General features: G+C 42.2%; 12 protein-coding genes. 7 read left to right on the top strand and 5 right to left on the bottom strand.

The window, feature by feature from the left end:
- Positions 1 to 9 precede the first annotated feature (9 nt).
- Both ACQKMP_RS26840 and ACQKMP_RS26835 read left to right on the top strand, forming a co-directional pair.
- Entirely contained in the window at positions 10 to 657 is a 648-nt protein-coding gene (locus ACQKMP_RS26840) for a response regulator transcription factor (RefSeq protein ID WP_076286170.1), read from the top strand.
- Entirely contained in the window at positions 641 to 2,050 is a 1,410-nt protein-coding gene (locus ACQKMP_RS26835) for a HAMP domain-containing sensor histidine kinase (protein WP_427471948.1), read from the top strand. The genes ACQKMP_RS26840 and ACQKMP_RS26835 overlap by 17 nt, the downstream gene beginning before the upstream one ends.
- Before the next feature lie 581 nt (positions 2,051 to 2,631).
- On the opposite strand, the gene ACQKMP_RS26830 is transcribed toward ACQKMP_RS26835, so the two are convergent.
- Genes ACQKMP_RS26830 through ACQKMP_RS26820 form a run of 3 tightly spaced genes read right to left on the bottom strand, consistent with a single transcriptional unit; the run spans position 2,632 to position 5,665 of the window.
- The gene (locus ACQKMP_RS26830) at positions 2,632 to 3,771 is read right to left on the bottom strand and encodes a DHHW family protein (RefSeq protein ID WP_427471946.1); all 1,140 of its coding nucleotides are present in this window, start codon (positions 3,769 to 3,771) and stop codon (positions 2,632 to 2,634) included.
- A gap of 13 nt (positions 3,772 to 3,784) precedes the next feature.
- Complete coding sequence (locus tag ACQKMP_RS26825) at positions 3,785 to 5,170, bottom strand: MBOAT family O-acyltransferase (RefSeq protein WP_427471944.1); 1,386 nt, start codon at positions 5,168 to 5,170, stop codon at positions 3,785 to 3,787.
- A gap of 6 nt (positions 5,171 to 5,176) precedes the next feature.
- A complete protein-coding gene (locus ACQKMP_RS26820) occupies positions 5,177 to 5,665 on the bottom strand; it encodes a DUF4358 domain-containing protein (protein ID WP_379425927.1) in 489 nt (162 codons plus the stop codon).
- Between the two features lie 227 nt (positions 5,666 to 5,892).
- On the opposite strand from ACQKMP_RS26820, the gene ACQKMP_RS26815 reads away from it, so the two are divergent.
- Both ACQKMP_RS26815 and ACQKMP_RS26810 read left to right on the top strand, forming a co-directional pair.
- Positions 5,893 to 6,333, top strand: coding sequence for a HEAT repeat domain-containing protein (locus tag ACQKMP_RS26815; protein ID WP_042184977.1), 441 nt, complete (start codon positions 5,893 to 5,895; stop codon positions 6,331 to 6,333).
- Between the two features lie 11 nt (positions 6,334 to 6,344).
- A complete protein-coding gene (locus ACQKMP_RS26810; RefSeq protein WP_427471941.1) occupies positions 6,345 to 6,923 on the top strand; it encodes a hypothetical protein in 579 nt (192 codons plus the stop codon).
- Positions 6,924 to 7,003: 80 nt separating this feature from the next.
- Here ACQKMP_RS26810 and mbcS read toward each other — a convergent pair whose 3' ends face one another.
- Positions 7,004 to 8,599, bottom strand: coding sequence for an acyl-CoA synthetase MbcS (gene mbcS, locus ACQKMP_RS26805; protein ID WP_339248425.1), 1,596 nt, complete (start codon positions 8,597 to 8,599; stop codon positions 7,004 to 7,006).
- Positions 8,600 to 8,763: 164 nt separating this feature from the next.
- Between mbcS and ACQKMP_RS26800 the strand changes: the two genes are divergently transcribed.
- Positions 8,764 to 9,285 (top strand): GNAT family N-acetyltransferase, encoded by a 522-nt coding sequence (locus tag ACQKMP_RS26800; protein WP_379425930.1) that lies wholly within the window; start codon positions 8,764 to 8,766, stop codon positions 9,283 to 9,285.
- A gap of 190 nt (positions 9,286 to 9,475) precedes the next feature.
- Entirely contained in the window at positions 9,476 to 10,180 is a 705-nt protein-coding gene (locus ACQKMP_RS26795; RefSeq protein WP_379425932.1) for a hypothetical protein, read from the top strand.
- A gap of 112 nt (positions 10,181 to 10,292) precedes the next feature.
- Here the strand turns inward: ACQKMP_RS26795 and ACQKMP_RS26790 are convergent, their stop codons facing one another.
- The gene (locus ACQKMP_RS26790; protein ID WP_052404154.1) at positions 10,293 to 10,418 is read right to left on the bottom strand and encodes a DUF4023 domain-containing protein; all 126 of its coding nucleotides are present in this window, start codon (positions 10,416 to 10,418) and stop codon (positions 10,293 to 10,295) included.
- Positions 10,419 to 10,585: 167 nt separating this feature from the next.
- On the opposite strand from ACQKMP_RS26790, the gene ACQKMP_RS26785 reads away from it, so the two are divergent.
- Positions 10,586 to 14,956, top strand: coding sequence for an S-layer homology domain-containing protein (locus ACQKMP_RS26785; protein ID WP_427471939.1), 4,371 nt, complete (start codon positions 10,586 to 10,588; stop codon positions 14,954 to 14,956).
- Positions 14,957 to 15,345 lie beyond the last annotated feature (389 nt).

Genomic DNA, 15,345 nt, shown 5'->3' with positions numbered 1-15,345 from the left:
TGATGCTACTTGAACATTCTAATTGCCGATGATGAGAAACACATGACCACTATATTGAAGACTTATTTCGAAAAAGAGGGCTATAACGTTTGGGTAGCAGCGGATGGGGAGGAGGCGCTGGAGCTCTTTTTTTCGAATAAGATCGACCTTGTGGTACTGGATTGGATGATGCCTAAGCGAAGCGGGATTGAGGTGTGTAATGAAATCAAGCAGGTTAGTTTAGTTAAGGTGGTCATGTTGACCGCTCGATCTTCCCATGACGATGAATTTAGCGCATTAGATATCGGTGCAGATGAATATATAAGAAAACCATTCGATCCACGGATCTTAATGCTGAGAATCAAAAAAATGCTGGGTACCGAAAAAGTAGCTGCTATACGGGACTTAGAAATTGATTTTGAGCGAAAAAAAGTGTTCAAGAATGGGGAGGAGCTGTCCCTATATAAAAAAGAGTTTGAACTGCTAACCTTCCTATATGAGAATAAAGGCCGGATTTTGTCCAGAGATTCTTTGTTATCTTCCGTTTGGGGGATGGATTATCTTGGTGAAGAGAGAACCGTGGATACACATATCAAAAGATTACGCGATAAGATTGGGGCTGACCACGTAATCACACATAGGGGAATGGGGTACAGCTTCCATGATAAAAATCAATAAAATAAGCACGAAGTTATTGATTATGGTAAGTATTATTCTGCTGATTGTGTTTGGGACGTCCTATTCATTGCACAATTTTTTCTCGTCCGATTATTACCTTTACAAAATGAAAACCAAAATTAACGACATTTATGACGAAGTAAAGGATCTCAGTCTGGATCAGCTCATGGAGAAAGAAACAGCGATCGAGAACAATAACAATGTAACGATAGTTAGGGTTGAGAACAACGGAAGCGCAACAATAATCAATGAGAACATTCAATTTGCGTTGTACAAAGATAAAGTGGCACTTAATAAGTTCTGGATTACGGAAGAAGTTTTGCAAAAGGTAAATGAAGGAAAAACGGTGAATCTATTATTTAATCAGGGGAAATTGAAGTCCAGCCTGTTAACGAAAATATATGAGCAGGATGGTAGCTTAATCCTCATCGGCACAGTGGTTGTGCACAATACAGATGCTTTAAACATCGTAAACCAATTCAGCTTCTATTCCATTCTTTTGGGGATTATTATCAGTTTGCTGTTAGTGGCTTATTTTTCGAGGAAAATCATTACTCCGTTAGAGCAATTGCAGGATGTAGCGAAGGATATCTCTAATCTTGATTTTAAACAAGTGACGATTAAGTCGGGGGATGAAATCGAAGAATTATCAAAGAGCATTAACCAGATGAGTCAGCGCCTGAAAAGTGCCCATGCAGAGCTGGAGAAGAAAAATCAAAGCTTAAACACACTGATCTCAAGCATTTCACACGAGGTAAAAACACCGTTATCCTTAATCCAGGCGTATACCATTGGCATTCAAGACGATTTGGATGATGGTACGTATACGGATATCATTTTGGAACAGGTGAAGTATACGTCTGATATGGTGGATTACTTAATTAAACTGTCCAAGATTCAAAAGACCGAAGTGTATAAAGAAAAATTCGATCTTAAAGAGCTTCTGCTCAAAGTGATCTCACAATATAACATTACGCTTAAAAATAAAAACCTGATCTTACAGACCGACTTCCATTCGGTTGAACGATCCATCGTTGAGGAGGATAGCAGCCAGATAGAAATTGTATTCAACAACTTAATTAGTAATGCCATTAAATATGGGGAAGAGAATGTCTTTAGCATCTCATTAGCGAGTGACATACACGATGCACTGAAATTCACCATTACTAATAAAACCACGCGCTTGAAAGAGGAGCATTTAGCGTATATTTGGGACCCGTTCTATGTCATCGAGGAGTCTCGGAATAAAGAAATCTCAGGAACTGGACTTGGCCTGTCTATCGTCGCGGAGATTCTAGCTAAGAATGATCTGAAATACGAAGCCATATTAGAGGATTCGTATATTAGTTTTAGTGTTTGGTTTGATGTAGAGGTTACAGAAAATAATTGCTAGTGGGAGGAAAATGTCCCTTAAGAAATCTTCAGTTATTGTTGCAACTCTTTCACTCTTAATCAACCTCATAATGAAGATGTATCAGGCACTATCAATGATTAAATGTTTAGATTAGGGAAAACCTCCCTAATTATGTGAGATTTATCGTGCTCCAAGCGATAATTAGGGAAAATCTCCCCAATTATCAGGGTGTTTCATTCATAAAGAGGGTATTCTCGTATTTATTAGGGAGGATTTCCCTAATCCGCAAAGTGGTGTGATGTGAAGCTTAATGCAACGCTAGTGGAATTGAATTGCAGCTCATAATAAATGAAGCACTCCTTCAAGGAGGATTCATTCGCTTTAAAGCTATCGGCAGAGACACGATTCTACACATAATCGTGAATGGTTTTCAGATTTAACCCATAAATATGGTGGAAAGTAACGGAGGGAATTTTGGAACTGTAGGAGCGGAGCGTTCGCCTTTGTCTCCGGATGTTATCCGCTGTTAGCGGTGAAATCAAAAACATCTGGAGACAACAGCGACCGAAAGTCCAAACTTCCCGCAGTTACGCCCCATCACCATATTCATCGCCCTACCATCAGTTAAGCTTCAATATCGAAGAATTATCAACAAAAGTAGCCGTATTAAACAGCATCAATACATCCTTAATATCATTTTGAGCCATATAATCACTGATACTCCCGTTATAATAACGGATGTCGATCACGTGGATCTCAGGCACATGCTGAGCCAGAAAAGGGATGACACTATGCGCATAGGAGTCCTTGATGACGAGCAACTTCTCCTGTTTGACCACTTTAGGATCAAGCTGGCTTGTGATTTTCATAAGGGCATGAACGCCGCCTAGGAAATAAGAGTATTTATCTTTTTTCTCCAAATAGCTTGAATCGTACATACTTGTTAAAGTCTCACCCGTATCTACAATATGCATCTTGGTGGATACATCATGAACAGGCTTATACACTTGAATGGAATCTGGTGCCACCCCAATGAATTGACTCCGCGTATGGTAGCTTCCAAGGAACGAATCGCTTACCGTCTCAATCTCGAATTCGCTCTGGGACAGAGGTTGCCATCCCATACTTTTAGCATAAGCTACGTAAGCCAAATAAGCGCCGTAGGTTGTCCAGTGATGATCGGTCCGATAATAAATGTCCTCTGCGGCATGAGGAGCAAGAACATTAAATCCATTTATAAAAGTAAGGCTATCCCCTACATCCTCAGCAATCGTTTGATTCACCTCGGCTTGCGAATATACGGGTGCTAACCAAGGCAGACGCTCGTTGTACAAGCCTACCGATGTCGGCGCAAGCAGAAAGGTCGTTTTGGCTTCAGCATTTTTATAGGCAAAACGCTTCACAGCCGCTGTATATTGCTGAACCTTATTGTGATCAGGTGCCTCGAATTTTTCGAATAAGTAGCCGTCTTTCCCCTTATATATTCCGTTATTTTCTTGCTGCAACCTCATTTGCTCCATCGCCGATTTCACCCATACCCATTTGGCGCGAAAAGGGAAGTGATCGGTTACGAAGCTTTCCGCCTCTTCCGCGTAGGTATGGGATAATAAATTGTCCCATGTCAGTTGGGGAGCGCTTTGCAAATATCGGTTTTCTAGCTCAGAGAAACGTTGAACAGGCAGTAAGAAAAAGGTTATACCCACCAGAAACAGCGTCGCGACAAATCCCACCACTAGTATTCGATCCGTTCTCTGCTTCATAAACAATCACCCCCTAGAATCGGAAATATAAGAATGGGTTAAAGGTAGCATCCACTAAGTAAGCGACAGATAGGAAGAATAGCACGCCATACCAAACCAGAGAAGGAATCGTTTCAGCATCCATACGCTTGGAGAGTTTCAAAGGTACAGATGCTAATATGAGTACCAAAAGTAGAATCGCGTTTGTGTAAGTGAAGTATAAAGTTGTGTTATTCCACAATGGCTGGCCATTAAAACCGAGCATCGCTTGCAAATAACTCAGCACCAACGGAAGTTCTTCAAAGGCAAACAAGACCCATCCGATGAGGATAAGTACAATGGCATATAGATGCCTAGTCCAGCGCGGTAGACGGCTCAGCAGTTTTAGTCCCCACCATTTTTCAAAGATAAGAATGACCCCAAAGTATAATCCCCAGAACAGAAAGTTCCAGCTCGCCCCGTGCCAGATTCCCGTCAACAGCCAGACGATGAGGATATTGCGCACTTGAATGCCTAAACCCCGGCGGTTGCCTCCAAGCGGGATATATACGTAGTCACGAAACCAACTGCTAAGGGAAATATGCCATCTCCGCCAGAAGTCGGTAATGCTCTGTGAAATATAAGGTTTGTTGAAGTTCTCGTTAAAGCGGAAGCCGAACATAAGTCCGAGGCCAATCGCCATATCCGAATATCCACTGAAATCAAAATAGATCTGAAAAGCAAATGCAATAATGCCAATCCAGGCGGTTAAAGCAGGCATGGAATCTAGATTGGAGCTGGAGATGGTGTGCCAGAGCAAACCGATGTTATTGGCAAGCAGCACTTTTTTGGCTAGTCCGATAATGAATCTTCGTACACCCTCTGCGAACATGGGGATATCCACCGAACGCGCTCGTAATTGCTCTGCAATGGTGTTGTATTGAACGATAGGACCGGCTACTAATTGCGGAAACAAGGCTACAAACGTTCCGAAATCAATCCAATTTCGCTGTGCTTTAGCAGTTCCTCTGTATACGTCAATGATGTACGACATGGATTGAAAGGTATAGAACGAAATCCCAATAGGTAGTGGTAAATCAGTTAATGGGATATGAGTACCGAGGAGTTCATTTACATTTTGGATGAGAAAATCTGCATATTTGAAATACGACAATAAGCCCAGGTTAATAACCATAGAGCTAACCACAATCCACTTGCGCTGTACCTTAGTTAGCTTCGGTCTACTAAGAAGTAGACCAAAGCCGTAATCCGTAATGGTGGACAGCAACATAATTACAATGTAGACGGGTTCGCCCCAAGCATAAAACACCAGACTGCTTAAGAACAATATGAGGTTTTTGATTCGCCAAGGCGAAACATAGTAGAGTGCAAGGACAGCCGGCAGGAACAGGAATAGGAACAGGAGGTTGCTGAATACCATCGCTAATTATTTTTTAGTGAACAAGGTATCAAATTCAGTCACCAGCTGATCAGCACTCTCCGAAATCACGAATAAGATGTAATTGCCTTTTGTGACCAGCTTATAATTTTTGGCGTTCTCATACTGATCCGGAAGGTATTGTTCGAATTGCTTTTGAATATCAGTCGCACGCTCTTTGACGGCGGTTTCGACAGTAGAGATATCTTTTGCATCTTTAACTTTTAAAATGGCAATTTCGTTACTTTTCACATTCATCATTGGCATTCTAATGCTATAATCTTCAAGTAATGATGGAGCTAGATGGTACAGCTGAGCCACCATATCTTCTTCAACTTCCATTAATGAAGGCTGTTCCACTTTTGCGAGCATCTCGTCGATCATTTCTTTCGGCGTCAGATTGGTTTCGACAACGGCTTCATTGTTACTACTGGAACAGGCGCTAAGCATTACACTTAATACAATAGTTAACGCTAGAATGAAGGTATGTTTTTTCAATTAGGTCACTCTCCTTGGTGTGTTTGATCTACGTTTCTCTAGTTAACTAACGTAAAGAGTCTATAGAATGTTGCGGGACACTTTCTTTCGAATACTTTACCCCAATTTTGTGGAAATATGTTTGAAGGAAAAGGTCATGCAAAGATCTTCCTCTCTTAGCTTGCGCAATGGTTGGTTATACTGTTAATGTTAGATAGATAGTTTTGAATAGAAGGGGATTGAACGGAATGATCGAAGAACTGAACAATAATGGACTACCGGAGAATTACGAGGAATTAAAGAAAGCTGCCAACCGCTCTGCGGATTGGAGAGCCCGTCTAGAGGCTGTTGAAGAACTGGGACAGACTAACCACAAACAAATTATCGATATCCTGACGCGTTTAATGGAGAGCGATCCTGTATATACAGTTCAAGAAGCGGCTTACCTTAAACTGAAGGCATTCGGCGAAGATGTTAAAGCACCTTCCAAGAATAAACCGGAGCTAGTAAAAGGCGTATCCAAAATACTCCTGAGAATCAAGAAGAGCTTGCCAAGAGATCATTCATACGAAGATTTCAAAGAGAAACTGAAGAAGATGAGAATCGACGTGTACGATATTTACGAAGGCGAAAAGGGCGCTGACTTTGACGCTTGGCTGATGAAGATGTGGAATTCCTCGAACAAGTAAAGGATGACAACATGCAAACTAACAAATTGACAGAACAATTTCAAGAATATCTTCAGCTTTCCGCTGACTTACGTCCTGACTATATTGCCAGCTTAGGTAAAGGTGATAATGAAGCGAAGATTACGGCGATTTTTCCGGAAGCCCCTGAACTGCTGAAGGCCATTTATAACACAGTTTCGGGTACAAGCAGTGAGGAAGAAGAACCAAGTCTGATCGAATTTATTCCAGGATATCGTCTAATTCATATTAATGAATATGAAGCAGAGATGAAGATTTTAGCTGGAATATTGGAGGAAAAAGGCCATCAAGCGGATGGAGTTATCTTGCCGATCTTAACGAACTACGGTAGCGACTTCATTTGTTACTATAAATCTGCAGATGGTGTGGAACGTGTATGTGACCTGCTGCATGATTTTGGGGATCTGATTGTCATGTATGAATCACCTGAAAAGTTCCTGGAGACTTTATGTGAGTTCTACAAGCAGGAGGTTTATTTCCTGGATGAAGAGGGTTACCTCGATTGCGATTTAGTAAAAGAGGGCGAAGTAGGTGCGGCTCTAAACCCGGATGCGAAATATTGGTCTGAGTAACAAGCTGATACCCTATAAAGAAGAGCAGCAGTCCTATTACGGACTAGCTGCTCTTTGTTTATTAAATATCTACTGTTATGTTACTCCTGCGCAGCACGTTTCTCCTGCTCGCGAAGCTCTACTCTCCGTATTTTTCCGGAGGTTGTCTTCGGAAGATCTTGAATGAACTCGATTTTGCGTGGATATTTATAAGGAGCGGTCCACTCTTTAACATGGGATTGCAGCTCCTTCACAAGCTCTGGAGAAGCGGCGGTCTCATCTTTTAGTACAATAAAAGCTTTAACGATATGTCCGCGGATTTCATCCGGACTTGCAACGACCGCGCATTCCTTAACCGCAGCATGCTTCATAAGGGCTTCTTCTACTTCGAAAGGACCTATGGTGTAGCCCGAACTAATGATAATGTCATCTCCACGGCCCTCGAACCAGAAATAACCCTCTTCATCTTTCCGTGCCCGGTCACCAGTTATGAAGAACTCGCCGTGAGTAGAGCTTTCTTTTCTGCCAGGGTCTTTGTAATAGGTATGGAATAACGCTGGCATGCTTAGGTGCACTGCGATATCTCCAACAACTCCAGCAGGTAACGGAATGCCGTCCTCATCTACCACTTCAATTAGACCTGGAGCAATAGACTTACCCATAGAACCTATTCGGATAGGTGTATCTTTGAGAGTACCGATAATTAGCGTACTTTCTGTTTGACCGTAACCATCACGAATCGTGATATTGAATTCACGCTGGAAGGTGTTGATAACCTCTTGATTCAAAGGCTCTCCAGCGGAAACCGCGCAGCGAAGGTGGGACAAGTCATACTGATTGAGATTTTCTAATTTGGCCATCAAGCGATATTCGGTTGGCGTACAGCATAATACCTCGATGTTGTGATCTTGTAACAGCTGCAAATATTTTTTGGGATGAAAAGATCCACTATATACAAAGCCGGTCGCCCCGTTGCCAAGGACGGTTAGGAAGGGGCTCCAGATCCACTTCTGCCAGCCCGGTGCTGCTGTTGCCCAAACGGTGTCGGTTTCTTTGATATCGAGCCATTGAGGCGATGTGATACGTAAGTGAGCATAACCCCAGCCATGACTGTGAACGACTGCTTTAGGGTTGCCAGTTGTTCCAGAGGTATATGCCAAGATTGCCATATCGTCGCGGTGGCTTTCGACTGCTGTGAATTTATCTGGCTGATCAATCATTAGGCCTTCCAGATCTAGCCATCCATGACCGAGCTCGTCAGGGTCGCCGGATACGGAAAGACGGTAATCCAGAGCAGGCAGATCGTCTGAGATTTTATTAACTTCATCAGTGACCTCGGACCAGGCAATAACAGCTCTGGCTTCGGAATGCCGCAGACGATAAGATAAATCCTTTGCGCGAAGCATTTCTGATGAAGGGATAATGGCAAGTCCTAGCTTCAGACATGCTAAATAGATGACATAAGCGATGATTCGACGGGGAACCATTACAAGAACACGATCCCCTTGCTGAAGGCCGAGTGCTGCGAGCCCTCCGGCAAGTTGGTTAGCTTGCTTGCGAAGATCTCCGTAAGTGATCTCCTCGTAGTCTCCTTGTTCATTCAACCACTTAAGCGCAATCTTTTCCGGAGCATGACGTTCCATTTCCGAAGTGAGATTGTAGTACTCAGGTGCGATCCACTGCTGATTATCCAATATGAACCTCTCCTATATAAAACAAGATGTGTATAACTGTTATGCTTAGTATAGCACGTTATCCTAGTACCAGGTACTAGTACCTTGAGGCTTAAATTTGATATCATAGGGTTTAGAAGGTTAAGATAACTTGTGTAAATATAAATCCAGAAAGTGAGAACTATGTTATGAATCACACAACTTTTGATGAAATATTCGCCATTATGGAAGCCTCTTTTCCTACCTCCGAGATCAGAACCTATGAGGGACAACAGGAGTTATTGGATGTTTCACATTACCGATTGATTACCGAAGTGAATGCTGAGGGGAAAATCATTGCTTTTATAGCTTGCTGGGAGTTTCCAGGATTTCGATTTATAGAACATATTGCCGTGGACCCAAGTATAAGAGGTGGGGGCATTGGTAAAAAGCTGATGGAAGAATATATCCGTCAGTCGGGCAAGCCTGTGCTTCTTGAAGTAGAGCCGCCACTGGGTGAAATGGAACAACGGAGAATTGGCTTTTATGAGCGACTGGGCTTCCATTTGAATCCTTATGCGTATGTGCAGCCCCCTCTGCGTGAGGGAAATGCGGATTTACCGCTTCAAATTATGACTTACCCTAACCCTGTCGATGTAGAAGAATTCAATCTTTATAGAGAAATTTTATATACAGAAGTGTATAAGGTTACAACGCCGTATCAAAGTTAATCTCTAACAGCAATCCGTACGATCCTTTTTAGGACAAGCGGGTTGCTGTTTTTATTTTTGTTTGAATTAATGATATTTTGATTTTTTTAATTACAAAATGGGTACAAGTAAGAAACAACTTAGAGACATAATCTTATTTTGTTTGAGCTAAAGTAAGAACAAAGATTGAACTTTCGAGGAGGGCTTACTTATGAAAAACAAAAAAATAATTATAGCAACAATGGTGTTTGGGATGGTAGTCACAGGATCAGCCGGTGTGTACGCAGGAACTAAACTTCAGAAAATTACGGCATATCTCAATCACAGCATTGGATTTAAGGTGAATGGCACGGCGTATACGCCAGTTGATAATAAAGGAAATGCACTGGCACCAATTACGTATAACAATACAACCTATCTTCCTGTACGTGCGATTGCTGATGTAATGAAGGTGCCTGTGACCTTTGATGCGGTGAACAATCAGGTTATTCTTGGCACAGGAGGCTCGGTGACTGACACTATTTCTCTGACTCCAGTACAATACAGCAACACTCAGAAAGAAGAGATTGTTAAAGCCTTCGCTAATTTCCAGGGTTTTGAAACAGCCTATGCACCTACTCAAATGGTGAGTGGAGACGCATTTCAAAAAGTAGTGGGTTCAGATGATGGTGTGAACTTTCTGTTTAAGCAGATGAAGGTGAACATTTCTCCTCGTGATTACGCTTACGAATATAAAGGTGAAACCGTAAAGCTCTCTAACGGAACCGAAGCTAAATGGTATAGTCCATCTACCGAGTCGTTGTTCTTGACCTATAAACTGGATGATCGTTTTGTTACTATTAGTTCCCCGAATAAAACACTGAGTAAGACGCAATTAGAAAAAGTAGCAGTGAATGTAGTGAAATGGACGAAATAAGCCCTCATTAGCACTTATCTTTGTGCCTTAAAAAGTAAAGCAGCAAGTCTCCCATAGTTGGAGAGGCTTGCTGCTTCTTTGTCGTGTTTGGGAGCCAATGATTTAAACGCTTTTACTTACTGTGCTGTTTATTTGGCAGCTTTTGACTTGGTGTACTTTTACCGTGATTTTCTTTATTCTTTTCAGCTTTCTTTTGAGTATCGTGTACTTTTTCTACAAAAGCATGAGTATCGTCCATGTTTATCCTCCTTGATTGGCAACCTTGCCGTTACTGTAACCACTTTTGTAAGAATACATACACGATGTACTTTACAAACTTCTATGTTTATAAAGACATTGCGAAAATATTTAATAGTTACTATAAATGGATGCAAGCATTTCATAGAACAGTAAGGGAGACTGATTATGAACAGGTTATTTAAACAAGCTGTATCCATGACCTTAGCTTTCGTTATGGTACTGGGAATTACATTCACAGGAATACCAGCTTATGCTGAAGACAGCAATGGGGATGCTGGACTACTGCAATTACAATCGTTAGAGCCTGTTACATTATTGGCAGGGAATTCTACGTGGAAGTATCTAGATCACGGAACAGATCAAGGGACGGTATGGCGGTCCGTGTACGATGATTCAACATGGGCGTCTGGCCAAGCACCGCTTGGTTATAAAGATAGTGGATCCGGAGTCAGCAGCAAGCAATTTGGTGCTCTGAACACAAATATAAGCTACGGTTCTAATAAGAGTATGAAATATCGTACTTCTTACTTCCGTACAAACGTAACGGTGAATAAGGAAGAGATTGCGAAATCCGATAAAATCTTGGGTAACTTCGCATTTGATGACGGAGCTGTACTATATTTGAACGGTAAAGAAATTTACCGTGAGGCTATGCCAGCGGGCGAAATTAATTTTCAAACAAAAAGTTCAACTAACTTAAGTGATCCAAACGAATATACCAAGGTAGACCTTACCGAAGTAGTAAAGGCTAACTTGAAGGACGGAAGTAATGAGCTTTCAGCTGAGGTGCATCAGTCGAGTGATGGTAGCTCTGACCTCTATTGGGATATGAACCTGATTGCTTATCCGGTAGTAGAGCCTGTAGACCCTGGAGTTGGGAAGCCTGAGTCTATCGCACTTACTTTTAACGGAAACCCTCAGACTAGTATGGGATTCAACTGGTATGCACCTGAGAGTGTGACGGGTACCAAGCTTGAAGTAGTAGAAGCTTCTAAATTAGTGGACGGTCAGTTCCCGGTAGGTGCTCAAACTTACGAAGGAACATCGGTTACAACAAGCGTGTATATGACCAAAGCGGATAAGTCAGCCAAGAAACCAGTAGTACTGACTAGTCATAAGGTCATTGCTGATCACCTGCAGCCGGGAACGGAGTATGCTTACCGTGCTGGGGATGGACAAGCTGACAATTGGAGTGACATCGGAACGTTTACAACAGAAAGCTCCAGTAATCAGGCATTTAAGTTCTTATATACAACGGACTCTCAAGGTACAACTGAAGGTGATTTTGATATTTGGAATCATACCCTTCAAGAGGGATTGGCTAAATTCCCGACAAGTGAATTCATTCTGAATTCCGGTGATTTGGTAGACAACGGTGATATTGAGGAGCAATGGGGATGGTTCTTCAATAAACCAAAGGATATTCTAGCAAATATTCCATTGGTTCCACTGGTAGGTAATCATGAAAGTAAGAGTTATAGCAATTACACAACTCATTTTAATTTACCTAATGTCTCGAATACGGGCGCAAAACCAGATGGCTCTGTATATTCTTTTGACTACGGTTCAGCACACTTTATGGTTATTAATACAGAATATTATGGTGCTAGCTCAAGTCTTGAGAATAACGAAATTTACAAAAAACAAGTAGAGTGGCTGCGCAGTGAAGCCGCGAAAAGCGATCAGAAGTGGAAGGTTGTGCTTTTGCATAAATCACCTTATTCTGTTGCCAGTCACACAAATGATACAGATGTACTCTATTACAGAGCTAATTTGACAAAGGTATTTGATGAGCTTGGTATTGACATGGTTATCGGAGGACATGACCACACCTATACTAGAAGCTATCAAATGTACAACAATCAGCCGTTGACGGATATTAAGCCGGACAAAAACGGAGTGGTAACTGATCCTAAGGGTACGTTATACCTGATTACAAATGCAGCGGGCAATAAAAAATATAATGTTGGCGCAGGTCCGTTTCCTTTTGCAGCTAAATACGAGCAGCCTGGTAAGGAAATGTTCACAGGAATGACTGTAACGAATAATGAATTTTCATACGAAGCCTACACCACGACAACTGGTGGATCTACTGACTTGTATGATAAATACAGCATTCATAAGTCTGACGTAGCTGTTAAACCTGTGCAAAATGCAAAAGCTACTGTAGTAGATGGCGGTAAAATCACGTTAACTTGGGATGCGCCTGCATCCGGTGCACCGGTATCAGGATATCGCATTTATGAGCAAAATGATCTGGTATCTGCAAACTGGACGGTCAGTGTTCCTAATACGGAAGGTCAAACTTCTTATAGTTACACTGTAGAAAATACTAATCCGAACCAAACCTATCAATTTGTTATCAAAGCTGTAAGTGACAGAACCAATTCAGAAGCTAAAATTGCTTCTAGCGATTCTATCAAAAAAGTTACCGTTACCTTTAACGGCGATCCAGTGAGTGCAAAAGGATTCACTTGGTACACAGCGTTGAAATCTGCAGGAAGCGACCTGCAGGTTGTAGAGAATACGGGCGTTACTCCAGACTTTACAAAAGCTGCTGAGTTTACAGGCCGTTCAGCTGTTTCCAGAAATTCAAAGGATGAATTAGTTCATAAAGCTGAAGCTTCTGGTCTTAAGGCTGATACGAAATACTACTACCGTGTAGGTGATAAAGCACTGGGATTGTGGAGTGCAGTGGGAACTTTCGAAACAGCTGCTAAGACAGGTGCATTTACTTTCATCGATCTGGCGGACACACAAGCTAAGACCGAAGATGAGGCTATTCTTTCTGGAGAAACGATGGCAAAAGCACTTACGACATTCCCGAATGCTGAGTTTGTGGCGATTAACGGAGATATCGTAGATACTGGAACCAACGAATCACAATGGAATTGGTTGCTTGGCCATTCGCAGGAAACCTTGCTCAATACGACTATTGTTCCAGTTGCGGGGAACCATGAGGATAAAGCGAATGCCTTCTATGAGCACTACAATATTAAGGAAGCCGCAGGCTCACCAACAGAAACAGGAGCATACTATTCCTATGATTACAGCAATGCGCACTTTGTAGTCTTGAACACGAATGAGAATTCGGATGAATATGCTAACTTCAGCAAAGCACAGTTGGATTGGATGAAGGCCGATGTAAAAGCAGCGAAGGCTGCTGGAGCGAAGTGGATTATCGTCGCTATGCATAAAGGACCATACACAACCTCTAACCACGCTACTGACAAAGATATTATGGGCGCTAATGGAGAAAGAGCGAAAGTCGCTCCAATGATGGCTGAACTGGGTATTGACCTGGTGCTTCAAGGTCACGATCATATCTATGCACGAACCAAGCCAATCAAGGCTGACGGAACTGCAGCAGACACAGTGAAAATCAAGGAAAGCTTCAATGGTCAAACGGTAGAGTACACAGTAAACCCAGATGGAACAATCTATCTGATTCCAGCTACGGCAGGAGCGAAGGTTTACTATAAGAACATGAAGAAAGAATTGGGAGATGCTTACTATAATCTCTTTGAAGTAGCCAATGAGAATACAGCAGCTAAATACGGAGCGGACCCAAGTGATGCTACGCGTCCAATGCGCGGTCAAGTTCAGACCTTTGTTGGTATCACTGTAGATGCAGGGAAGCTGACAGCTGTATCTTATGAGATTGATCAGAATGTTAATGAGGCTAAACCATATGTTCTTGAAGAGTTCGGTATTGTTAAGGGCGATGAGAATGGTGGAGTTACACCAACACCAACGCCAACACCAACACCAACGCCAACAACAGAGCCGACAACAGCACCAACAACAGCACCAACAACAGCGCCAACAACTGCACCAACAACAGCACCAACAACAGCACCAACAACTGCACCAACAACTGCACCAACAACTGCACCAACAACAAAACCGACAGCAACACCAACACCAACAGTAGCGCCAACAGCTACACCAGCACCGACAACGGCGCCTTCACCAACTGCGACGCCAGTTAGTAAGCCATCTTTAACGGATACTAGCAATCACTGGGCGGCTGCTGTTATCGAGAAAGCAGTAGCAGCTGGCTTCGTTAGTGGTTATCCGGATGATACTTTCCGTCCGAATCAGAAAGTAAATCGGGTTGAATTTATCACAATGCTGGCACGTGCATTACAATTACCGGAGAATGGTGACACTTCAAGCTTTAAGGATTCTGCGAAGATTCCAGCATGGGCTAAGTCTTTTGTGGCACAGGCTGTATCTCTGCAAATTATCAGTGGCTATGATGATGGAACATTCCGTCCTACACAGGAGCTAACACGTACAGAATTAGCAGTTATGGTTGTTCGCGCTCTTGGTATTACAGTAGATCCTAAAGCGACATTAACCTTCAATGATGCTAAGGATGTACCAGCATGGGCAGTGCCATATATTGCAGCAGCAGCGAAATCAGGCCTTGTGAATGGTGTAGGGCAGAATAAATTTGCACCTAACCAGAAGGCAACAAGAGCAGAGGCGGTTACCATAATCCTTGCATTATTAGAAAAAGGGCAGAAGTAATCTATTATCTGCGTGAATTGAACTCAAGCTTAGCTTGTATCTAACAAAGGGGTCTCAGCTTATCTGCTGGGGCTCTTTTGTGTTTATTGCTTTTTTTATAAGAGGCCATCACTTTGCCGGAAAACATCACTAAGGAAGTGGACTATTATGATGAAGAAGTAACAGAATACAAAATAATATGAATTTTAAAATAATGCTTGCAATGAATCTCTATACATGATATATTCTAAGTCCGGCCAAGAAATACACATGCCGAGCTCGAAAAAGAAGTTAAAAAAGAGCTTGACATTAAATGGCCGAACATGATATAGTATAAGAGTTGCTGCTGAGACATTAAACGGCGCCAACGAGAACTTGATCTTTGAAAACTGAACAACGAGTGAGTAGGA

The organism is Paenibacillus sp. NPDC101420 (genome assembly GCF_050277435.1).
Taxonomy (GTDB): Bacteria; Bacillota; Bacilli; order Paenibacillales; family Paenibacillaceae; genus Paenibacillus_AQ.
This window is presented reverse-complemented; position numbering and strand designations above follow the sequence as displayed.